Source organism: Prevotella heparinolytica, from assembly GCF_002998535.1.
Classification (GTDB): domain Bacteria; phylum Bacteroidota; class Bacteroidia; order Bacteroidales; family Bacteroidaceae; genus Bacteroides; species Bacteroides heparinolyticus.
This window is the reverse complement of the sequence record NZ_CP027234.1, coordinates 2,276,435-2,298,657: the sequence shown is the minus strand read 5'-3', so window position 1 is coordinate 2,298,657 and position 22,223 is coordinate 2,276,435. Positions and strand designations below refer to the sequence as shown.

Below are 22,223 nucleotides of genomic sequence, written 5' to 3'. Positions count from 1 at the left end.
TATATGCTCATAAAAGTTTTCGGGGCGGCTGTTCAAGGTATCGATGCAACTCTTATCACCATCGAAGTCAGCAGTTCCAGAGGTTGCATGTTTTATTTAGTAGGCCTGCCGGATGTGGCCGTCAAGGAAAGCCAGCAACGCATACGCTCCGCCCTGCAGGAGAACGGATACCGGATGCCCACATGTACGCTCACCATCAACATGGCGCCGGCAGACATACGCAAGGAAGGTTCTGCCTACGATCTGCCTTTGGCCATAGGCATGCTTGCCGCCAACGAAATCATGCGGGCGGACAAGCTGGCAGATTACCTCCTCATGGGAGAACTTGGTTTGGACGGCAACCTGCAACCTATCAAAGGAGTGCTTCCTATTGCCATCAAAGCGAGGGAACTGGGTTTCAAAGGTATGATTGTGCCCCGGCAGAATGCTCGTGAAGCAGCAGTGGTCAATAATATAGAAGTATATGGAGCAGGCAACATCAAGGAAGTCATCGAATTCCTCGACGGCAAGCGAGATTTGACGCCTACCATTGTCAACACACGCGAGGAGTTTTATAGCCGTCAAAGCAGTTTTGAGGCAGACTTTGCTGATGTGAAAGGGCAGGAGAACGTGAAGCGTGCCTTGGAAGTGGCCGCAGCGGGCGGACATAACATCCTGCTTGTCGGTGCTCCGGGCAGTGGAAAGTCCATGCTTGCCAAGCGGCTTCCATCCATATTGCCGCCCTTGTCGCTGGGCGAGAGCCTTGAGACGACCAAGATACATTCTGTGGCAGGCAAGCTGGGGCAGAATGGCGGACTTATCTCCCAACGTCCTTTTCAGAGTCCGCACCACACCATTTCCACCGTAGCCATGACCGGTGGCGGCAGTTTTCCGCAGCCCGGTGAAATCAGTCTGGCGCACAATGGTGTGCTCTTTCTGGATGAACTTCCGGAGTTCAACCGCAGTGTGCTCGAAGTGCTTCGCCAGCCGTTGGAAGACCGCAGAATCACCATCTCACGTGTGAAGTGCAATGTAGAATATCCGGCCAGCTTTATGCTCGTGGCAGCCATGAATCCTTGTCCCTGCGGTTACTACAATCACCCGACGAAAGCCTGTGTATGCAGTCCGGGACAAGTACAGAAATACCTTAACCGTATTTCCGGCCCCTTGCTCGACCGCATAGACCTTCAGGTAGAAGTCATTCCCGTGCCTTTCGATAAGATTTCCGATGCCCGTCCGGGCGAGGCGAGTGCCGCCATCCGCGAACGCGTGGTGCGTGCCCGGTCGGTACAAGAAAAGAGATATGCCGAACTTCCCGGTATCTACTGCAATGCGCAGATGAGCAGTAAACTTCTCTCCCTTTATGCCCGTCCCGACGATCGGGGACTGGCCTTGCTGAAAACCGCCATGCACCGTCTCAATCTTTCAGCACGTGCCTACGACCGTATATTGAAGGTTGCCCGCACCATTGCCGACCTTGAAGGCAGTGAGACTATTCAGCCGGCGCATCTGGCGGAAGCCATCGGATACAGGAACCTGGATAGGGAAGACTGGGCGGGATGAATGTAAACCCCATGGCTTATCGGAGGCGGTTTCTGCAGCAAACCGGTTTTCTTTATTCGTGGGCATGTTTGTGCTCTCCCAATATTCTGTGAGGTAGCGTTCCGTGGCCCAGCAGCTCTATCGGACAGTTGAAGTTCCGCTCCAGCCACTCTCCCGTGATGCCGGTATCGGGATGGTAATCCAGTGTCTCGTTGACGCAGGCGATGGATTTGACCTGTTGCAGCACAGTGCCGATGTCGTGGCTGACGAGGATAATGGCACACTCTTTATTGATTTCCGCCAGCAATTCGTAGAGGCGGGCCTCGAAACGCTTGTCGATGTATGTGCTCGGCTCGTCGAGAATGACGACTTGAGGGTCGGAGATGATGGCACGTCCCAACAAGGCACGCTGCAACTGTCCGCCGCTCAGCTCACCGATGGCGCGTTGCTCCATCCCTTCCAACCCCATGCGTGCTATTACATCGCGTGCTTTTTCTCGATGGCAGGAACTGAAACGGGAAATGAGCGTTTTTTTGCTGCTTAGTCCCGATAAAATGACTTCCTCCACCGTGATAGGGAACTTACGGTCTATGCTGTTATACTGAGGAAGATAGCCGATGGTTAGCGGTAAGCGATGAGTGTTTAGCGGTGAGTGCCGAGTGATTGTCTGCTTACCGCTCGTCGCTAACCGCTCACCGTTATATAAAATTTCTCCGGAAATTGGCTTTAACAATCCCAGGATACATTTGATCAGGGTTGTTTTTCCTCCGCCGTTAGGGCCGATTATACCCAGAAAGTCGCGTTCGTGAACGGTCAGGTTCACGTCGCGCAATACGATGTGCCCGTCATATCCGGCATAGAGGTTCTTTATCTCAATCATACGTTTTGTGATCTTTCTAATCGTTCTTAATGCAAATGACACCGCATTTCTTTATTCAAGCTATGTGTGTTACTATCTGCTTCCGGGAAAACGCTTTATTCAGGCATATTGTTTACTCTTGGGGTGTTTGGGTCGGGTTGGACGATAGATTCTTCGCCACATTCAGCATCTCTTCCTCCCAATCGTAGGACAGGGGATTGATGTTTACCACCTGTGTTCCTGTCTGTCGGGCTATTAGCTCGGCATTGCGGCGGTCGAACTCCGGTTGTACGAAGATGACACGTACTTTTTCAGCCTTGCAGGTCTTCATCAGCTCTTTTAAGTGAGCGGGCGAAGGCTCTTTGCCGCCAGCTTCGATGGGGATTTGGTGCAGGTCGTAGTCGCGGGCAAAGTATGACAATGCAGGATGGTAAATCATAAAAGCACGGTCGGCGTTGCCGGCAGAAAGCATTTGGCAGATGAGGTTGTCCGTATGCTTTATTTTCCGGATAAGCTCCTGATAACGCTTCATATAAAACGCTTCGTTATTCTTGTCAAGGGTGCAGAGAGCGTGCAGAATGTTTCCCGCAATGATTTGGGCATTGGTGGCGGAGCTCCAGATATGAGGCTCTATGCCTGAAGCATGGGCATGGTCTGTGTGTCTATGGTTGTCGCCCTCTTCGTGATGATGCACATGGCTATCGTCCGAAATAAGCTCCACGCCTTTGGACATGTCATAAAACTGCAAGTGCGGAGCATTGTCCGTGAGTTTCTCTATCCATGCCAACTCAAAACCGATGTATCCGATGCGGAAGTAAGCTTTACTCTTGGCAAGGTCTACGAGTTGTCCCGGAGTAGGGTCGTAGGTCTCCGGACTCATTCCTTTGGGCACCATGCTGACAACGGTAAACTTATCACCGGCAATGGCTTCGGTGAAATATCGCAAAGGTTCGATAGTGACGGTAATAACAGTCTTGCCGTCGTTTTTCTCCGTTTGTCGGTTTGCCTGCTTGCAAGAAACGAGCAGAACGGCTATGAGGAATAATGCATAAACTTTTTTCATTTGGCAGAGTATTTTATTTGTTGTTAGTTGGTTAGCGATGGTTGGTAAACAGTGGTTAGTGATAAGTGCTTAACGATTGGCAAGGCGTTGACGGGGCATGCTAATCACTGATCACCCACCGCTGACCGCTATTTTCCTTCCTCTCAGTATTTCTCGTTTTCCACCGGGAGGACCCGGAAGACGTTCTACCTCGAACCCTATGCCTTGCAGCATGCGGCGTATCACTCCTTTGGAGCAGTAAGTTGTCAGTATGCCGTTGTCATTCATCACGGCATACAGACTGCGGAATATCTCTTCTTTCCACATCTCCGGTTGCTTTTCGGGAGCAAAAGCGTCAAAGTAAACGAGATCGTATTTTAGCGATAACCGCTCATCACTGACAACTAACCACCCTCCGCTAACCACGTTTTCCTGTATTTTGAGCAGGGTGAAGTAGGGCGTGATGTTTACTTCTTCTTCCCACGGTGCTTGGTGCAGCATCTTGAACAGCGGGTGCTCGCTATATTTTAACGCATCCACTTCCTGCCATGCAAGCGGATAAAGCTCGATGCCGGTGTAGTGTATGTGTCGTTTTTCTTTCTCGGCAGTCTCCAAAGTGAGCAGCGCATTCAGTCCCGTGCCGAAGCCTATCTCCAGCACACGGGGGTGCAAAGCGGTCGAAGCCTTCAGCCCCATGTCGATAAAGATGTGCTGAGACTCGGTGCGTGCTCCCTTCACCGAATGGTAATGCTCATTCAGTTGGGGTACAAACAGCGTTGCACTTCCGTCTTCTGTCTTTTCAATCACACGTTTCATTTTCCTCTACCGTTTATTGTTTGTTTCTCAGTCACCCGCTTTGTTCCTCCCCTCTTTTCCAACCATCCGCATTTTCCTCCATCCGCCTTATCCTATCATCGAAACCGCTCCTTGCAACGCCCATTGCATCACGACGTATCGTGCCAGTTTTCCTGCAAACATGGAAGTGGCAGTCAGCGCAAGGTTGCTGCGCATAAAGCCCAGCGCAATGGCTATTGCCTCACCCACAAAAGGCAGAAAAGCGAAGAAAGCCATCAGTGCACCTTTTCCTTGCAGGAAATGCTGCATCTTGTCTATCTTCTCTTTCTTCACCTTGAAGTATTTCTCAATCCGGTCTATCCGTCCCAGATGTCCCATGTAGTAGCACGTCAGGCCTCCTATCGTGTTGCCCAGCGTGGCTGCAAGGATGCAGAGTGCGGGGCTTAGCCCCACTTTGACCAATGCCACCATCACCACCTCCGAACTGAATGGCAGGATGCTGCCCGCCAGCAAAGCGGAGAAGAACAAACCGGGGTAGCCCCAGTCTATCAATAGCTGCACGAGTGTCTCTATAAAAGCGTCCATATATTGAATCCGAATAGAACGAACAGCCCGACAAGGGCACAGATAAAGAAAAGGTTGGAACTGCGGCTATTGGTAAGCACAAACAAATGTCCCGCCAGGATGCTGACCCCGATAAGCAGGAACGACATCAGATGAATGGTTAAAGCCGGTTGCAGTCCGATACAGACAAAGATGCAGAAGTTCAGCAGGATGAGGAATTGCAGGTAGCTTCGTGTGCGTATCTTGTCCTCGTAGCCGGTCACCAGACAATGTGCCGAACTCACGATGAACAAGATAAGGAGGTATCCGAGGGTGGCTTGCTCCCACGGTGCGAAATCGAACCCGACAGGTGAGAAAGACGCCAATTCCCGGAAGGGATGGTAGAATGTCTCCATTTGTCCGTAGTAGAAAGCATGTCCCAATAAAAACCAGTAGGGTACGCTCCATCCTATCAATGAGGCAAGAAAGCTTTTGGGATGAAGCGATTGGAAGTTGTAGGCTCCTATCCAGAAGATGGGGATGAACAGCATGGTTTGCGGCAGCAGCAGGCTGCCCAGCCCGATGAATGCAAAGGCATGGAAAAGACTACTCATGGGACGTGCCTGCTGATAGCTCCTGAACAGGAAGTACAATGCCACGAGGAATGCGGCAGCCGCCAAGTCTCCGGCGTACAGTGTATGAATGCAGGGACAGACGGATATCAGCAGGATATAGACGGAGGTTTGTACCGATGCCCGCATGCGGATAAGGGCGAACGTATTGTTGAGCTGTATCAGGAAATAACCGATGAGGGCATACAAGACAAAACCTGCGAGACGATTGGCCCAAGCGGGGATGCATAAGTCGCAAAACGTCTGCCAGAGCGGATATTCGTTTGAGTGCACTTGCAAGTCGGGCAACAGAACGCCTGACAGTAACCAGCAGGCCACCGATATCAGGATGGCCGCAGGCAACGTCAGTCGTCCTGCCGTTATCCGGCTCTGGAATCGTTTGGTTCTGTACATACCGCAAATTGCTTTTATAAGTCGAAGCCGATGTCGCGGCGGAAGTATTTCTTTTCGAAGTCTATCCTATCGGCCACTTTATAGCTCTTGGCAAGCGCTTCTTCTTTCGTATCTCCATAGGAGCATACGGCAATCACACGTCCGCCGTTGGTCACCGTCTGTCCGTCTTTCATGGCCGTGCCGGCATGGAACAGGATGCTGTCGGTTTGTGCAGCCTGCTCTAATCCGCTCATCACTTTGCCCTTTTCGTAGGCTTCGGGATAGCCGCCGCTTACCAGCATGACGCAAGCTGCCGTGCGCGGGTCGAACTCCAATGTACGGCGGTCGAGGTCTCCTTGTGCAACTCCTTCCAGCAACTCTACAAAGTCGCTCTTGATGCGCAGCATGACGCTTTCTGTTTCGGGGTCGCCCATGCGCACGTTGTATTCGATGACCATCGGCTCGCATTTCACGTTAATCAATCCCAAGAAGATGAAGCCCTGATATCGGATTCCTTCTTCCTGCAATCCGTTCACCGTGGGTTCGATGATGCGGGTGCGCACCTTCTCCATGAACACTTCGTCGGCAAAAGGAACGGGTGTCACACTGCCCATGCCGCCTGTGTTGAGGCCTTTGTCTCCTTCGCCGATGCGCTTGTAGTCTTTGGCCACGGGCAACACTTTATAGTGCCGGCCGTCGGTCATTACGAACACCGAGCACTCTATGCCGCTGAGAAACTCCTCGATGACTACCGTGGCGCTGGCATCGCCGAACATACCGCCCAACATCTCTTTCAGTTCGCTCTTCGCCTCTTCCAATGTGGGCAGAATCAGTACTCCTTTGCCGGCGCACAAGCCGTCGGCTTTCAGCACATAGGGAGCTTCCAGCGTTTCAAGGAAATCGAGCCCTTCTTGCAGGGTGGCAGACGTAACGCTTTTGTAGCGGGCGGTAGGTATGTTGTGGCGCACCATGAACTCTTTGGCAAACTCCTTGCTTCCTTCCAATATGGCTCCTTTGGCTGTGGGGCCGATGACGGCGATATGGGCGGTGGCGGCATCGGTTTTGAAGTAGTCGAAGATGCCTTGCACCAATGGGTCTTCGGGTCCTACCACAATCATGTCGATTCCTTTCTCAAGAGCAAAGGCCTTGAGTGTGGGGAAGTCGGTGGCTTTCATGTTCACATTCTTGCCTGCTGCGTTTGTTCCGGCATTGCCGGGGGCAATATATAGTTTCTCTACTCTGGCGCTTTGGGCAATCTTCCATGCCAAAGCGTGTTCGCGGCCGCCTGAGCCTAACAATAATATCTTCATGGTTGCTGTTATATATGGTGTTATCGTTTATTTTAGTTCGATATAAAAGGCTGTCTGAAATGACTTCCGTTAGTCGTCACTGTTGACTTCCGTTAGTCGTCACTGTTGACTTCCGTTAGTCGTCACTGTTGACTTCCGTTAGTCGTCACTGTTGACTTCCGTTAGTCATCACTGCTGACTTCCGTTAGTCGTAGCGATGACTCCTGCGTTTCGTTTCACAGACTGCCGGAAGGGTTTTGCAACGCCCTTCTGTATTAGAGATAATCCTCAAAATACCTTGTTATCTTTTCGTGCAGATGCACGCGGTCGCGTCCCAGCACGTTGTGCTTGTGGCCGGGGTAGATGAACAAGTCCGGATAGGTGCGGGCATCCACGCAAGCTTTCATGAACGAGAGGGTATGCTGGGGCACGCAGGTGTCGTCGTGGTCGTCGTGGATGATGAGCAGACGCCCCTTCAGGTTGCCGGCAAGGTTCTTCAGGTTGGTGGCCTTGTAACCTTCGGGATTGCTTTGCGGGGTATCCATATATCGTTCGCCGTACATCACTTCGTAATATTGCCAGTCGATGACCGGACCACCGGCTACGCCTACCTTGAAGATTTCGGGATGGCGCAGCATCAGGGCGGTTGTCATGTGTCCGCCGAAGCTCCAGCCGTGCACGCCGATGCGATTGCCGTCCACGTAGGGCAGGCTTTGCAGGAATTCGGCTCCTTTCACTTGATCTTTGCACTCTTCGATGCCCAATTGGCGGAAGGTGGCATTCTCGAACTCCAGTCCCCGGTTGCTGCTGCCCCGGTTGTCCAGCGAGAAGAGGATATAGCCTCTGTTTGCCATGTAAAGGTCCCAGCCGCGGGCATCGTTCATCCAGCCGTTGCTTATCATCTGGGCATGCGGGCCGCCATATACGTAGACGATGGCGGGGTATTTCCTGTTCGGGTCGAAGTCGGCAGGTTTCACGATGCGGTAGTAGAGGTCGGTTGTGCCGTCGGCGGCTTTGATGGTTCCCGTCTCTATGCTTGGCATGTCGAAACCTTCGTATGGGCTCGAAGCCGTCAGCAGGTTGGCAAGCTGCTTGCCGTTCCGGGTGGCTGTCAGATGGATGGAACGCGGTACATCGGGTGTGGAATAACTGTCGATGAGGTAGCTGCCCGATGCGGAGAGCCGGGGACGGTGCACGCCTTCGCCGTTATCCAGACGTGTGATTTGGCCGTTGCTTACGTTTACCTTATATATATTGCTTTGCAAGGGCGACTCTTTGGTAGCGGTGAAGATGATTTCCTTCTTCTTGACATTGAAGCCGAGCACGTCTTTCACTATCCAGTTGCCGGAGGTGAGCTGCATGCCGGCTGCTTCTTTCGGACTCTTGCCTTTGCCGACGGCTTTTATCAGCCCCCACATCTTTTCCATGCTTTCCGCAGTGAGGGGTTGGGGGTGCGAGGCGAGCTTGCCGAGGTCGTACAGATAAAGGTGGTCGTATCCGCTGCGTTGGCTGCGGTAGATGAATTTCGTGTCGTCCCATGGCAGGAAGAGGATGGCGTTCTGCGGCTCCACGTATTTGGGATGCGTCTCTTCTATCAGCACTCGCACGAGTTCGCCCGTCTCAACATCGTATTGGCAGAGTTTGGAGTGGTTCTGGTCGCGGTTCAATTCTATCAGGAAGAGGCTGCGGCCGTTCGGTGCCCATGCGATATTGGTGAAATAACGGTCGGTGGGGTCGCCGGTGTTGAGGTAGACGGTCTGTTCGGTAGCGGGGCTATAGATGCCCACCTGCACCTTATGGCTGGTCATGCCCGCCATTGGATAGCGGATGGCGTTCAGTTCGCCCACGCGTGCGGTGATGTCTACCAACGGATATTCCGTCACCATGCGTTCGTCCATGCGATAGAAGGCGAGGAGATCGCCGGCAGGACTCCAGAAAGTACCTTTCGAGATGCCGAACTCGTTGCGGTGCACGCTTTGCCCGCATACCACGCCGAGAGGTTCGTCGGTGATACGGTGGCCGTTGACGTAGAGGTTGTTCTTTACGGTGTAGGCCAGATTCCGGCTTTCGGTGCTCAGGTCGTAGTTGGCGGTGGGTTCTTTCGGCAGATTGTCTTTATAGGTCAGTTGACCTGTCTGCCAGTTATAGACGGCATACTTCTGGGCCAGAGGGAGCAGCAGCTCTTTCTTTTCAGCCCACGGCAGGCTGACGCTGTAAAGATGCGACAGTTCTTTCAGCCCGGCCTCTTTCAAGGCGCGGTTTACCGTTTCGCGGGTGACGAGCACGGTTTCCTTACCGCTTTGGAGGTCGATGATTTTCAAGTCGTCCATATCGGGCTTGATGCAGACATCGCCCCACCATTGCAGCCCGTAGAGGTTCTTGGTGTAGCGGTAGGTTTCCCCGCCGGGGATGAGGTCTTCCAGTGTGGGGCGTTTCAGTGTCTCGGCATTTCGTTCTTGTGCCATGATGTGGGTTTCGCTTGGGGCAGACATTGCAAACAGCAGTGCCAGCATGCCCTCGGTTATTGTTTTCTTGTTCATGAGTATGGTTGGTTTAAGGGGCTAAGATTCTTCTTAATCATTATTCCTTTCTTCCTTTCTGAATCCTTTAACGGCTACTCTGCCAAGCGAGGCGCTTCTTACTTGCACCACCGCACTGAGTTTGGCAAAGGCCGAGAAGAGTTCATCGAACTGTTTCTCGTAATTGTCTCTGTCTGAAGACACGTCTTCCTCCAGATATTCTATTCTCTTTCGTAACTCTTCCAGTTCTTGCTTGGGTGCATGCGAAAGAAGATATTGCCGCATGCGGACGAAAGCACGCATGATGTTGATATTGACTTCGATGGCCTGAGGACTGCGCAGAAGGCCGGAAAGCATGGCTACTCCCTGTTCGGTAAAGGCGAGAGGGGCGTAGCGTGTACCGCCCCAACTTGAGGTCACAATTTGTGACCTCAAGTTGGTCATCAGCCATTTTACTTCCTCGTCAGTGAGTTGAAACATAAAATCTTGAGGAAACCGTTCGCTATTTCGGCGTACAGCTTGATTCAAACGTTTTGTCTCCACTCCATACATCTCAGCCAAATCAAAGTCCAGCATCACTTTCTGTCCCCTGATTTCATGTATCTTGTTTTCTATGATAATCAAATCATTCATTGCGATAGCTTTATGTTTCCGATACATCTACCGGTCGCAATTTGTGACCGGTTCGTAAAGGTGGGCTATTCTTCCGGCTTCTTCTCCCGTCTCTTCCTTTCCGGGTAAGACTCTCCCGACCGTGGTTTGCGTTCCGTGCGGAACTCCCTCTTCTCGCGTGGCTTGAACTCAGGCTTCTCTCTGTCGTTGAACTCTCTGCGTTCTCTTGGACGAAACTCTCGTTTCTCTCCGCCTTTGAACTCCCGACGTTCTCTTGGGCGGAACTCCCGTTTTTCGTCACGGAAGTCTCTCTTTTCGCGGGGACGGAATTCCCGCTTCTCTCCATCTCTGAACTCACAGTGTTCTCTGGTGCGGAACTCCCGCCTTTCACCCTCTTTGAACCGACGCTTCTCGTCCGATTCCTCCGGTCCGGATTCCTTGTTCAACCCTTCTCCGCTTTCACGGAACTCCTTGTACTTCCCGTCGAAGATTTCGTATTGACGGAATTGGCACTCCAGCGCACCGTTGAACAAGGGCGTCTTTGTGGTGGCTTTCAGACCGATTTGGTCGAAACACTCATCCCGGTAGGAGAGCACCCATGCCGTATTACCGGTGAAGGCATGTTTCAGCCGTTCGCCTATCATGGAGTAAAGGCCCAGCAGATCGTTTGTGGATATGCGTTCGCCATAAGGAGGGTTGGTGATGATGATAGACTTCTCGGCGGGCTGCTCGAACTGCTGGAAGGGTTGCAGCTTCAGCACCACATCCTTGCTGACGCCGGCGGCCTTTACGTTGCGCATGGCTATCTCGTTGGCTTTCGGATTGTTGTCGTAGCCGTAAATCTTATGAGCGAACTCACGCTCCTGACTGTCGTCGTTGTAGAGGGTGTCGAACAGTTCTTGGTCGAAGTCCACCCACTTCTCGAAAGCAAATTCCTTGCGGAATACACCCGGAGCGATGTTGCGGGCGATGAGAGCCGCCTCGATGGGTATGGTGCCCGAACCGCACATGGGGTCTATCAGGTCGCATTCGCCTCTCCAGCCGGTCATCAGTATCATTCCTGCGGCCAGCACTTCGTTGAGCGGAGCTTCCACAGCTTCCTGACGGTAGCCCCGTCGGTGGAGCGATTCGCCGCTGGAATCGAGCGAGAGTGTGCAGTGGGTTTCGGCGATGTGGATGTTGAGCAGTACGTCGGGATTGTTGACGCGTACGCCGGGACGTTCGCCCGTCTTCTCGCGGAAGTAGTCCACAATGGCATCCTTCACCTTGTAGGCTACGAACTTTGAGTGACGGAACTCTTCGCTGAAGACGGTGGGTTCTACGGCAAAGGTTTTGTCCGTGTCCAGATACTCTTCCCAACGGATGGTTTTTATCTGTTCGTAGACCTCGTCGGCGTCTTTGGCCTCGAAGTGCTTGATGGGTTTCAGGATTCGGATGGCTGTGCGCAGGCAGAAGTTTGCTTTGTACATCATCTCTTTGTCACCGCTGAAGGACACCATGCGGCGGCCTATCTCGATGTCGTTGGCTCCCAGTGCAGTGAGTTCTTGCGCCAGCACTTCTTCCAGTCCCTGAAAGGTTTTGGCAATCATTTCAAAAGATTGTTCGCTCATTTATTTTTTTACTATTTTGAGTATTCTTTGATTCTTGGTTTCGGCCTCTCGGTTCTGTGCTCCGTGGTCTGCGGCTCACTTATCTTCGGGCCTTTGTCTGTACGATTCTTGTTCCGGCCGGCACATCTTCGGTCACCCAGATATTGCCGCCCACGGTAGCACCTTTCCCGATGGTGATGCGCCCCAATATGGTAGCGTTGGAGTAGATAATGACATTGTCCTCCAGGATGGGGTGACGGGGAATGCCCTTGATGGGTTTGCCGTCTTCATCGAGCGGGAAGCTCTTGGCACCGAGCGTCACGCCCTGATACAGCTTCACATTGTTCCCTATGATGCAGGTTTCACCGATGACGACACCTGTGCCGTGGTCGATAGTGAAATAACGTCCTATCTCGGCTCCCGGATGGATGTCGATGCCGGTTTCGCTGTGCGCCATTTCGGTGATGATGCGTGGAATCAGAGGGACACCTTGCTTGAGCAGTTCGTGTGCGATGCGATAGTTGCTGATGGCACGGATGGCCGGATAACAGCTGATGACCTCGCCGAACGAATGGGCGGCGGGATCGCCGTTGTAGGCGGCTTCCACATCTGTGGCAAGTATACGTCTCATCTCCGGCAGGCGACTGATGAATTTGGCGGCCAGCAGGGTAGCTTCTTCGCGTTGCATCTCGGTACAGCAACTGCATTCGCCACCGTCACCGGCAAAGCAGAGGCCGGCAAGAATCTGTCCGGTCAGCAGGTCGAACAGACGTTCTACGTTGACGCCGATGTGGTAGGTCACCGTGCGGCTGTTTACCGTTGAGTTTCCAAAATATCCGGGAAAGATGATGGCTCGTGCCAATTCTATGATATCGCGCAGGATTTTCGCCGAAGGCAGTGGATTGCCGTCCGTATGCTGTTGGAACAGTCCTTTGTATGACTCGCTTTCCGATAGCTCGTCGACTGCCTGTGTCAGAATGTGAGTAAAATTGAGTGGACTCATTACGTGATATCCTTAAGTTTAAAAGTGGCAACAAAGATATGAAATACTCGTTAAATATCCTACATATCCCTCATTTATAGTATGTATTTACCATATTTGTGGTATTTCGGGTGAGGCTGTTTCACACTATTTTTGTCGTATAAAAAATAATATCCTCTCGCCTTCTCCCGAAAGGGAAGAAAAAAGACAGCCGGGTTCAAGCACAAGCCTGTATCTTTTCCCGAGGAAGCGAGACATTAAAAAGGAAAAAATATGAAGAAAGTAGCGCAACGCCTCACCGATTTGGTGGGCAACACTCCCCTGCTGGAGCTGAATAATTACAATCGAAACAAAGAGCTGAAAGCCGATATCATCGCCAAGCTGGAATACTTCAACCCCGCAGGCAGCGTAAAAGATCGTGTGGCGCTTGCCATGATCGAAGATGCCGAGACAAGAGGCTTGCTGAAGCCGGGAGCCACCCTCATCGAACCCACCAGTGGCAATACCGGTGTAGGGCTGGCTTTCGTGGCTGCTGCCAAAGGATATAAGCTGATATTGACCATGCCCGATACCATGAGTCTGGAACGGCGCAACCTCTTGAAAGCGCTTGGAGCCGAATTGGTGTTGACCCCGGGTGCCGACGGCATGAAGGGAGCTATTGCCCGTGCCGAAGAGCTGAAAACCGTCACTCCCGGCTCGCTGATTCTCCAGCAGTTCGATAATCCGGCTAATCCTGCGGCGCACGAGCGCACCACGGGGCAGGAAATCTGGCGCGACACGGACGGAAAGGTCGACATCTTCGTGGCCGGCGTGGGAACAGGAGGTACTGTAAGCGGTGTGGGTGCAGCCTTGAAAGCACATAACCCGAAGGTGAAGATTGTCGCCGTTGAGCCGGAAGATTCTCCCGTTCTTTCGGGTGGGAAGCCCGGTCCTCACAAGATACAGGGTATCGGTGCCGGATTTGTTCCGAGAAACTACAACAGAGCAGTGATAGATGAAATCGTACAGGTGTCCAACGACGATGCCATCCGCACCGGGCGCAAGTTGGCGAAGGATGAAGGCTTGCTGGTGGGTATCTCCTCCGGGGCTGTCATTGCCGCTGCAACCCGCTTGGCGCAGTTGCCCGAAAACGAAGGAAAAACCATCGTGGCCCTGCTGCCCGATACGGGCGAACGCTATCTCTCAACGCTGCTCTATGCGTTCGAGGAATATCCGTTGTAGAGAGACTTTCTCATTTAAGGTTCACGCTGTATTTTTGCGTTCAAATCAAAGAAACGCAAAACCATGATACAGATGTTCAATATTCTATCTTATTTCAGAAGGGCAGACGGACTCCGAAGAGTAAGCTCCGCCGGCAAAAGAGAGACGGAAAAGAAAGTAAGGAACGTAAGTAAAGAGCGGAGCACCGTCCTCACGCTTTCCGGTTTCATCCATGCGGCAGCCCGTGGCTTAAGCCGCTCCACCGCCGACAACTACCGCACGGCGGTGCGTTCGTTCGTCCGCTTCAACGGCGGCAGGGACCTGCCGCTATCCGCGCTGGATGCCGACACCCTGCGCCGCTACGAGCGGTGGCTGCGCGAAAGGGGCGTATGCCCCAACACGTCCTCGTGCTACATGCGCTCCCTGCGCGCCATCTACAACAAGGCGGCCGCAAAGCGGCTCGTGAAGGACAGGACGCCGTTCAAGGGCGTGTTTACGGGCAACGAGCGTACCGTCAAGCGGAGCATCGGGGCGGAGGAGATGCGCAGGCTGATCCTCACCCCCTTTCCCCCTCCCTGCGGGGGAGGAAAGGGGAAAGGGGCCGCACCGGCTCTGGGGGCTTCCGCCCTCGACCTCTTCCTCTTCTCGTTCTACGCCATGGGCATGCCCTTCACCGACCTGGCGCACTTGAGGAAGCGGCAGGTAAAGGACGGGGTGCTTACCTACCGGCGCTGCAAGACGGGGCGGCAGGTGAGGGTGAAACTCGAAAAGTGCATGCTCGACATCTTGGGGAAGTACAAGGCTGAGGGCACGGACTATCTCTTCCCTATATTATATAAGGTGAAGGACGGACGGATATGCCCCGTCTCCTATCCCTGCGCCCTGAACCGCTACAACCGCTCGTTGAAGCAGCTTGCCCGGCAGGCCGGGATTGCGGTGAACCTCACCTCCTACGTCGCCCGACACTCGTGGGCGAGCATCGCCTACGAGCATGGCGTCGACCTGCCCGTCATCTCCAAGGCGCTGGGGCATACCGATACCAAGACCACGCTCATATACATCGAGGGTATAAAGGACGAACGGCTGGCGGAGGCCAACCGCGGACTGCTGGAAAGAATCGGGGCATGAGCCCCCAAAGGCATGCGCCTTACCGACAACATTTTACATCCCACCTCTTACGAAGAGGTGTTGCCTTGCCCGTAAGTCTCTGCAAATAAACCACTTTTATCCCATATTAACAAGCTTTAGGACGAATATTTTATAAATATTATTTACACGAACATTTGCGTCCCCCGCCATTTCGCCTCTGCATCCGCCGGGAAGCGTGTCCCCGCCATAAGGAATCCGCCCCGGAAAGTCTCGCCCATGCCCCCTCCCTCCTTCTTTCCCCCACCTCTTCGTAAGAGGCGGCTTGCCCTGACCCCCTTGCCCACGGCTTTTGCGGGAGATTCCGTCAGGCTTCCTCCCTCTTTCCGTGCACGAGGGCAGGCAAGATGAAAAAGATGTATAACCCTTAAGCGTCAACGATGAAAAGACCCTTTATCCTCCTGTTGCTGCTGCTCCTGTCCGGGCATTCCCGGGCGCAGGATCCCGGCATCCGCCGCGGCACGGATTCCGTGCGCGTCTATTTCCGTCAGGGCGAATCGCGCCTCGACCCCTATTTCCGTGAGAACGGCGCGCGCGTGCGCGCCTTCACCGAGCGTTTCAGAACCCTGCTGCAAGACCCCTCGCGGCGCATACGGGGCCTGCGGGTCACCGCAGGCGCCTCCCCCGAGGGAAGCACGGCATTGAACCAGCGTCTCTCCGAGCGGAGGGCCGAGGCCATCCGGCAGCTGGTCTCCGGCTACTTCCCCCATGAGTTCGGGTGGCTCTCCACCGTGCCCAAGGGCGTGGACTGGCAGGGACTGGAAAAGCTCGTGCAGGCGGACGAGTACATGCCCTACCGCTACGAGGTGCTCGACATCCTGCGCTACACCCCCGAGTGGATTACTCGCGAGGGCAAGGTGGCCGACGGCCGCAAGCGCCGTCTGGCCATGGCGGGCGGGGGCTACGCCTGGCGCTACATGGAGAGCCGCTTCTTCCCCGAGCTGCGCGCCTCCACCCTGCACGTGTGGTACGAGACAGAGGAGGCGCAACAGGCCGTGAAGGACACCGTCTACATCCTCCCGCCCGAACAGGCTGAGGCCGTACCAGCGCCGCAGGATCGCAGACCTTTCTACATGGCGCTGAAGACCAACCTGCTCTATGACGCCCTGGTCGTTCCCAACATCGGGCTGGAGTTCTACTTGGGCCGCGGCTGGTCGGTAGCCGGCAACTGGATGTACACCTGGTTCAAGAGCGACAGCCGCCACCGTTACCACCGCATCTATGGCGGCGACCTGGAGGTGCGGCGCTGGCTGAGCTACGGCAAGAAGCCGCTGACCGGGCACCACATAGGGCTTTACGGCCAGCTGCTGACCTACGACTTAGAGTGGGGCGGCAAGGGCTATCTGGGCGACCGCTGGAGCTACGGGGGCGGCATCGCCTATGGCTACTCCGCCCCCATCGGACGCAGGCTGAACCTCGACTTCAGCATCGGCATCGGCTACTTGGGCGGCGAATACTTCGAGTACATCCCCAAGGGATGGTGCGAGACCCACCGGAAAGAGTGCTACCTGTGGCAGGCCACCCGGCAACGCCGCTGGTTCGGCCCCACCAAGGCCGAGGTGTCGCTCGTGTGGCTGCTGGGCCACGATAACGTAAACAAAAAGAAAGGAGGCAAGAGATGAAAACCTATAATACGATGAAAACGGGAAAGCACCCGTTCCCTTCCCGCACCCTGCGGGCCCTCGGCACCACAGTAGCCGCCATGGCGCTGGCACTCTGCGCGGCCTTAGCAGCCGCCATCATCGCCGGCACGCTCTCATCCTGCGAGCACAAAGGGTTCTGCGAGCCCGGGGCCGTCGTGTCGAGGGTGCATGTCGTCTTCGACTGGCGCAACGCCCCTGGGGCCACGGCCAAGACCATGAGCCTGTACCTCTACCCCGAAACGGGAGGCGAACCCCTCCGCTACGACTTCGACAACGCCGCAGGGGGGACGGTGGAGATCCCGCCCGGCACCTACAAGGCCGTGTTCCTGAACAACGACACCGAGGCCGTGCTGCTCCGCGGTACTGACGGCTACGGTACTTTCGAGGCCTACACGCGCCCCTCCTACCTGCTCGAGCCGCTGGGGCTGCAGGGCAACCCTGCCGGCGCCAACCCCTCGGGCGAGGCCGTCTGCCTGCCCCCCGACCGCCTTTGGGCGGGAAGCCGCACGGATGTGGAGATACTGCCGCCGGAAGGGCCGTCGGGAGCGGCCTACGACCGGGAAGTCACGTTCTATCCCGTGGAGGAGACCTCCCGCTACACGGTGGAGATACGCAACGTCCGGAACCTGAAGTTCGCCTCGGCACTGGGGCTCTCGCTGTCGGGGCTTTCGGGCAGCCTGGCGGTTGCCGGCTCCGCCCGCTCGGCCCTGCGCACGATGCTGCCCTTCGAGGCGAGGGGCGACGAAGCGGCTTCCGTCATCACGGGCGGTTGCCACGCCTTCGGCCTGTCCGCATCGGCCAACAAGATGCGCACGCTGGCGCTCTACGTCATCCTGACGGACGGGAGCAAGCAGTACTACACTTTCGATGTGGCTGCCCAGGTGAACGGGGCCCCCGACCCAAAGAACGTGCACATCGTCATCGACGGGCTCGACCTTCCCAAACCCATCGTGGAGGAGGGAGGAGGCTTCATGCCTTCGGTGGACGACTGGATAGGGGAGAACGTGGAGGTGGAGATGTAGGCGGCAGACATTTGAGATTGTGATGTGACACCTATATATTATCAATTATCAATTATCAATTTAAACGATTAAAGACATGAAAAAGAATGTATTGTATTTGGCAATGGGTCTTCTTGCCCTTGCCTCCTGCTCGCAGGACGAGACCACGGGCCTGGACAACGGCGCGGGCATCAAATTCCGCCCCAGCGTTGGCAACGTGACGCGCGGCCCTGTCATCACCACGGCCAACATCTCGCAGTTCAAGGTGAGCTCTTACCTGGCGGGTGCGGCTGCCAACTTCTTCACGGACCTGCAGGTGAACAAGGCCGGTTCCGTCTGGAGCACTGCGCAGACCTACTACTGGCCGGGCACGGGCACGCTGAACTTCTTCGCGTACTCCCCGGTCGACGTGACGACCGTTGCCGTGAGTCCCACGGCGCGCGCCATCAACAACTTCTCGCCCGCACCGGCCGTTGCCGACCAGAAAGACGTCGTGGTGGCCTTCGCCACGGGAACGAAAGCGGCCAACGAGACTTCCGGCGTTGCCCTGCAGTTCAAGCACATCCTCTCCCAGATACAGGTGAAGGCCAAGTCGGCCAACACCACCGCATATGAGATCAAGGTGCTTGGCGTGAAGCTGGGTCACGTGTCCTCCACGGCCAACTTCACCTTCCCCACCACGGTGGTGACGGGCACGCTGCCCTCCAGCCACTGGACGGTTCCCGGCACAGCGAAGGACTACGCTACCAACCTCGACTCCGAATTCACGCTCACTTCGGACGCCGAGAACATCACCAAGAGCAACTTCCTGATGATTCCCCAGCAGCTTACGCCTTGGACGAAGGGGAGCGGCGCCGACGGTGCCTACATCGCCGTGCTTTGCCGGATTTCGAGCAAGAACGGGGGCAACCTGACGCAGATCTTCCCTCCCCAGGCGGACAAGTTCGCCTATGCGGCAGTGCCCGTCGGGACGAACTGGCTGCCGGGTAAGAAGTACACTTACACGCTGAATTTCCTCGGAAGCGGCGGCGGTGGCAACATAGACCCGAATCCCACGAACCCCGACAATCCGGTAGACCCGAACGTGGACCCCAACCCGGGCACGGGCGGCGATCCTGTATTGGGCGGTGCCATCAAGTTCACCGTTACGGTTGACGAGTGGGACAACCAGCCCGAAGAGGAGATAGGCCTGTAATCCTCGTGTTACGGGCGTCACACCACATACCGAAGGACGGCGGGGGTTGGACCGGCCCGATACAGGCGGCCGGGGAGGGCGCAAGCCCTCCGTCCCCCGACGTCCGCACGTAATATAGCGGTGAGCGGTTAGCGATGAGCGGTCAGCAGGCTGCGCTATCGACTAATCACTGACCACTGACCGTTAACCACTAATCAACTGACCGCTAATTAACGCTAATCGCTAAATAAACTTTGCTTATGAGAACTATTGTAACTATGAGATTTATCCGCCCGGCCACGGCCTCCCGATTGTTGCCGGGCGGCCTGTTGCTGTCCGCCCTGCTGTTTGCGGCGTGCTCGGACGAACATGAAACCGGACACCGTGCGGGGGCGTCCATCGGGTTTGCCGTGACCGCATTGCAGGGGGCGGGGGACGCCCCCTCAACCACGCGTGCCTCCGCCGACAGCGTGCCGCACTTGGAGATAACCCCCATCGGTGGGGAGACGTCGGACGGCGGGCAGGAATTGTACCTGCACACCCTGACGGAAGAGGGCATCGCCACGGATGAGGCGCGGGAAGCCGGCGCCGGCGTTGCCGGGGAAAGCGGCGGCGCAACCACCAAGGGCGCCCCGGTGACAACCGCCACCATGCATGCCGACGCCACGGTGTTCGCGGCCGTATATCCGTCCACCGACACGTGGAACAACACCGTCGCCCCTAACTACTTCTTCGACACGCAGGTGAAGAAGTCGGAAAGCTGGGCGACGACCTACTACTGGCCGGGCACGAACAAGCGGGTGGCTTTCTTCGCTTACGCCCCTCACCACTGCGCGGGCGTTACCCTGACCACGGGCATCACCACGCCCGGAGCACCGGCGTTCAGCTACACCGTTCCGGCGGCCGTGGCTGCCCAGACCGACCTGCTGACGGCCTCGTCGGTGGACGTGGCGGGGGTGCTGCACGCGCCTGCGCCGCTGACATTCAGGCACGCGCTGACGGCCGTGCGCTTCGAGACGGGCAACCCGCTGCTGCCGGGTACGGTGACGAAGATAACGCTGAAGGGGGTGTACGGCACGGCTACGCACCGCATAGGGGAGACGGCGTGGAGCGGTCACTCGACCACAAGGGATTTTGCGCAGACGCTGAACGTGACCACGCCCGACCCCAACGTGTTGGGGGCACCCATCACGCAGCCGGCGGCAACGTTCATGATGATACCGCAGACGCTGCCCGCAGGTGCGCAACTGGAAGTTGTCTACACCGACAAGCTTACGAACACGCAGCGCACGCTCACGGCAAGCATAGCGGGTAAGGCATGGCCTATGGGCAAGACGGTGACCTACCGCATCAGCACGTCGAGCATCTCGGTGGTGCCGAGGCTGAACGTCATCGCCCCGGGTGACTTCGAGCATACGGGAGGCACGCAGAACTACACCGTATCCAGCTACCTGGAGGTGACACGTCCGGGAGACGCGACAAAGACGCTACCCATGGCGTGGACGGTGGAATACTCCACGGACAACGGGCTGAACTGGAGCAGCACCAAACCGGCGTGGCTGACGACGTTCACCGAAAGCGGGCCCGGGGGTAACACCCCGGCGGCGCACCAGGCCACGGCCGCGGCACAGGTGAAGGTGATGTACGAGCCCAACAACGACAACCTGCGGGCTGCATCGCCGAAGACGAACTGGAACCTCTCGAACGCCACGGGGGCGGACGCCGTGCAGAACACGGCCAACTGCTACGTGGTGAACGCGCCGGGTACGTACCGGTTGCCGCTGGTGTACGGGAACGCAATCAAGAACGGAAGCACGAATGCCTCGGCCTATACCTCCACGGCAAGCGGGGCCAATGTGCTGGTGAATTTCATCAACCACCTGGGAAATGCCATTACCAATCCTTATATAGGCAGCAATGCGGGCTGCACGCCTGCCAATGCCACACTCGTGTGGCAGGACGAGCAGGACCTTGTGACTGGTGTGGGGCTGTCGGGGGGATTCCTGACGTTCACGGTGGCGCAAAGCACCATCAAGCAGGGCAATGCTGTGGTGGCGGTGCGTGACGCATCCAACACCATACTCTGGAGCTGGCACATCTGGGTGACGGACTATGTGCCGGGGACAGGCTTGAAGACCATTACCAACTTCCAGAACCATCATTACACCATTCTGCCCGTGAACATAGGCTGGTGCGACGAGAAGAGGGAGAACTATGCTGAAAGGCAGGTGAAGGTACGCTTCAAACAACAAACTACCCAAGGATATCCGGGAACGACAGAGACGGTGACCGTGAAACAGAAAGCGAAAGAAATAATATACATTGGTAACAGCACGTACTATCAGTGGGGGCGGAAAGACCCGTTCGTAGGGGGGCTTTCGGGAAATATCAATAAAACGTGGTACAATGAGGTAGGTACTGCTTCTGTATCCAATCCGCCTGCTCAATATTTTGGCACAGGCAATGCTTGCATCATATCAGGTATCACCAATCCCGGCATGTTTTGTAGAAACGGAGTTATGGATAATACCTATGCCAACCTTTGGAGTGGAGACAATAACATTTATTCTGCGAACAACAATCCGATAGTAAAGACTGTCTACGATCCCTCGCCTGTGGGTTACATATTACCGCCAGGCAATGGCTTTACGGGCTTTACTACAACGGGAGATAATACAAACAACCAATCCCAATTCAATGTACTTTTGCCATGGAATAAGGGTTGGAACTTCTACTGTGGCCTGAATAAGACAGGTGATACCGTTTTTTTCCCAGCTTTGGGCTTGCGAGACGAAAATTCTGCCACGCTGTACGATGTGGAGAACGGTGGCTTCTATTGGTTGGCAGTGCCGTACAATCTGCACTATGGGTGGCGTTTGTATTTGAGCTCGAACTACGTAGGGCCACTGTACAACTACTACCGTAGCCGTGGGTTCGGGGTGAGGCCATGCCAAGAATAAAAGGAGCGAAGCGACCGCATCAATTATTATTTGTAAGGATTATTTTGTTATCGTGCAATCTGAGGTAACAAGCAAATTTATCGGTGTATGCCGTCCGAAGAAGAGAGTTATCTCATAAACAGGATGCTCCGATGATACGGAAATAACGACTTTGTATGTGCGTATTATGCTGACAATGAAACATATACAAACCCGGTTGCGGTATGCGTATCTACCTGCCCGTGACATACGTATCTCAACGGTCATGACATACGTATCTCATGAGGCAAGACATACGTGTCTCGTCACGCACGACATACGTATGTCACCGCCAACGACATACGTATGTCATCGCGGGGTATGAA

General features: G+C 55.3%; 17 protein-coding genes. 7 read left to right on the top strand and 10 right to left on the bottom strand.

Annotated features, from left to right (window positions below; genetic code table 11):
• The first annotated feature begins 3 nt into the window (after positions 1-3).
• Positions 4-1,542: a YifB family Mg chelatase-like AAA ATPase gene (locus tag C3V43_RS09335; protein ID WP_106069579.1), complete on the top strand. Its 1,539-nt coding sequence runs from the start codon at positions 4-6 to the stop codon at positions 1,540-1,542.
• A 52-nt stretch (positions 1,543-1,594) separates the two neighbouring features.
• On the opposite strand, the gene C3V43_RS09330 is transcribed toward C3V43_RS09335, so the two are convergent.
• The 10 genes from C3V43_RS09330 to epsC all read right to left on the bottom strand — a co-directional run bounded on the left by C3V43_RS09330 (position 1,595) and on the right by epsC (position 12,776).
• Positions 1,595-2,401 (bottom strand): metal ABC transporter ATP-binding protein, encoded by an 807-nt coding sequence (locus C3V43_RS09330; protein WP_106069578.1) that lies wholly within the window; start codon positions 2,399-2,401, stop codon positions 1,595-1,597.
• A 112-nt stretch (positions 2,402-2,513) separates the two neighbouring features.
• On the bottom strand, positions 2,514-3,443 hold the full coding sequence (locus C3V43_RS09325; RefSeq protein ID WP_106069577.1) for a metal ABC transporter solute-binding protein, Zn/Mn family: 930 nt from the start codon (positions 3,441-3,443) through the stop codon (positions 2,514-2,516).
• A 111-nt stretch (positions 3,444-3,554) separates the two neighbouring features.
• Positions 3,555-4,238: a tRNA (5-methylaminomethyl-2-thiouridine)(34)-methyltransferase MnmC2 gene (mnmD, locus tag C3V43_RS09320; protein WP_106069576.1), complete on the bottom strand. Its 684-nt coding sequence runs from the start codon at positions 4,236-4,238 to the stop codon at positions 3,555-3,557.
• An 87-nt stretch (positions 4,239-4,325) separates the two neighbouring features.
• Positions 4,326-4,802 (bottom strand): YqaA family protein, encoded by a 477-nt coding sequence (locus C3V43_RS09315; RefSeq protein WP_106069575.1) that lies wholly within the window; start codon positions 4,800-4,802, stop codon positions 4,326-4,328.
• Positions 4,787-5,785, bottom strand: coding sequence for a hypothetical protein (locus tag C3V43_RS09310; protein WP_106069574.1), 999 nt, complete (start codon positions 5,783-5,785; stop codon positions 4,787-4,789). The genes C3V43_RS09315 and C3V43_RS09310 overlap by 16 nt, the downstream gene beginning before the upstream one ends.
• A gap of 14 nt (positions 5,786-5,799) precedes the next feature.
• Positions 5,800-7,074 (bottom strand): phosphoribosylamine--glycine ligase, encoded by a 1,275-nt coding sequence (gene purD / locus C3V43_RS09305; RefSeq protein WP_106069573.1) that lies wholly within the window; start codon positions 7,072-7,074, stop codon positions 5,800-5,802.
• Between the two features lie 254 nt (positions 7,075-7,328).
• A complete protein-coding gene (locus tag C3V43_RS09300; protein WP_106069572.1) occupies positions 7,329-9,593 on the bottom strand; it encodes a S9 family peptidase in 2,265 nt (754 codons plus the stop codon).
• 33 nt (positions 9,594-9,626) lie between these two features.
• On the bottom strand, positions 9,627-10,205 hold the full coding sequence (locus C3V43_RS09295) for an ORF6N domain-containing protein (protein ID WP_106070535.1): 579 nt from the start codon (positions 10,203-10,205) through the stop codon (positions 9,627-9,629).
• Positions 10,206-10,270: 65 nt separating this feature from the next.
• Complete coding sequence (locus tag C3V43_RS09290) at positions 10,271-11,794, bottom strand: THUMP domain-containing class I SAM-dependent RNA methyltransferase (protein WP_106069571.1); 1,524 nt, start codon at positions 11,792-11,794, stop codon at positions 10,271-10,273.
• Between the two features lie 79 nt (positions 11,795-11,873).
• Positions 11,874-12,776, bottom strand: coding sequence for a serine O-acetyltransferase EpsC (gene epsC / locus C3V43_RS09285; protein WP_106069570.1), 903 nt, complete (start codon positions 12,774-12,776; stop codon positions 11,874-11,876).
• A 252-nt stretch (positions 12,777-13,028) separates the two neighbouring features.
• On the opposite strand from epsC, the gene cysK reads away from it, so the two are divergent.
• From cysK to C3V43_RS09250, 6 genes are all read left to right on the top strand, one after another.
• The gene (gene cysK, locus C3V43_RS09280) at positions 13,029-13,976 is read left to right on the top strand and encodes a cysteine synthase A (protein WP_106069569.1); all 948 of its coding nucleotides are present in this window, start codon (positions 13,029-13,031) and stop codon (positions 13,974-13,976) included.
• A 72-nt stretch (positions 13,977-14,048) separates the two neighbouring features.
• Entirely contained in the window at positions 14,049-15,083 is a 1,035-nt protein-coding gene (locus tag C3V43_RS09275; protein ID WP_164996237.1) for a tyrosine-type recombinase/integrase, read from the top strand.
• Positions 15,084-15,481: 398 nt separating this feature from the next.
• Positions 15,482-16,723, top strand: coding sequence for a DUF3575 domain-containing protein (locus C3V43_RS09265; RefSeq protein WP_106069566.1), 1,242 nt, complete (start codon positions 15,482-15,484; stop codon positions 16,721-16,723).
• The gene (locus C3V43_RS09260) at positions 16,720-17,766 is read left to right on the top strand and encodes a DUF5119 domain-containing protein (RefSeq protein WP_106069565.1); all 1,047 of its coding nucleotides are present in this window, start codon (positions 16,720-16,722) and stop codon (positions 17,764-17,766) included. Before C3V43_RS09265 ends, C3V43_RS09260 begins: the two co-directional genes overlap by 4 nt.
• 76 nt (positions 17,767-17,842) lie before the next feature.
• A complete protein-coding gene (locus C3V43_RS09255; RefSeq protein WP_106069564.1) occupies positions 17,843-18,940 on the top strand; it encodes a fimbrillin family protein in 1,098 nt (365 codons plus the stop codon).
• Between the two features lie 239 nt (positions 18,941-19,179).
• Positions 19,180-21,879 (top strand): fimbrillin family protein, encoded by a 2,700-nt coding sequence (locus C3V43_RS09250; RefSeq protein ID WP_129588745.1) that lies wholly within the window; start codon positions 19,180-19,182, stop codon positions 21,877-21,879.
• The last annotated feature ends 344 nt before the right edge of the window (positions 21,880-22,223 follow it).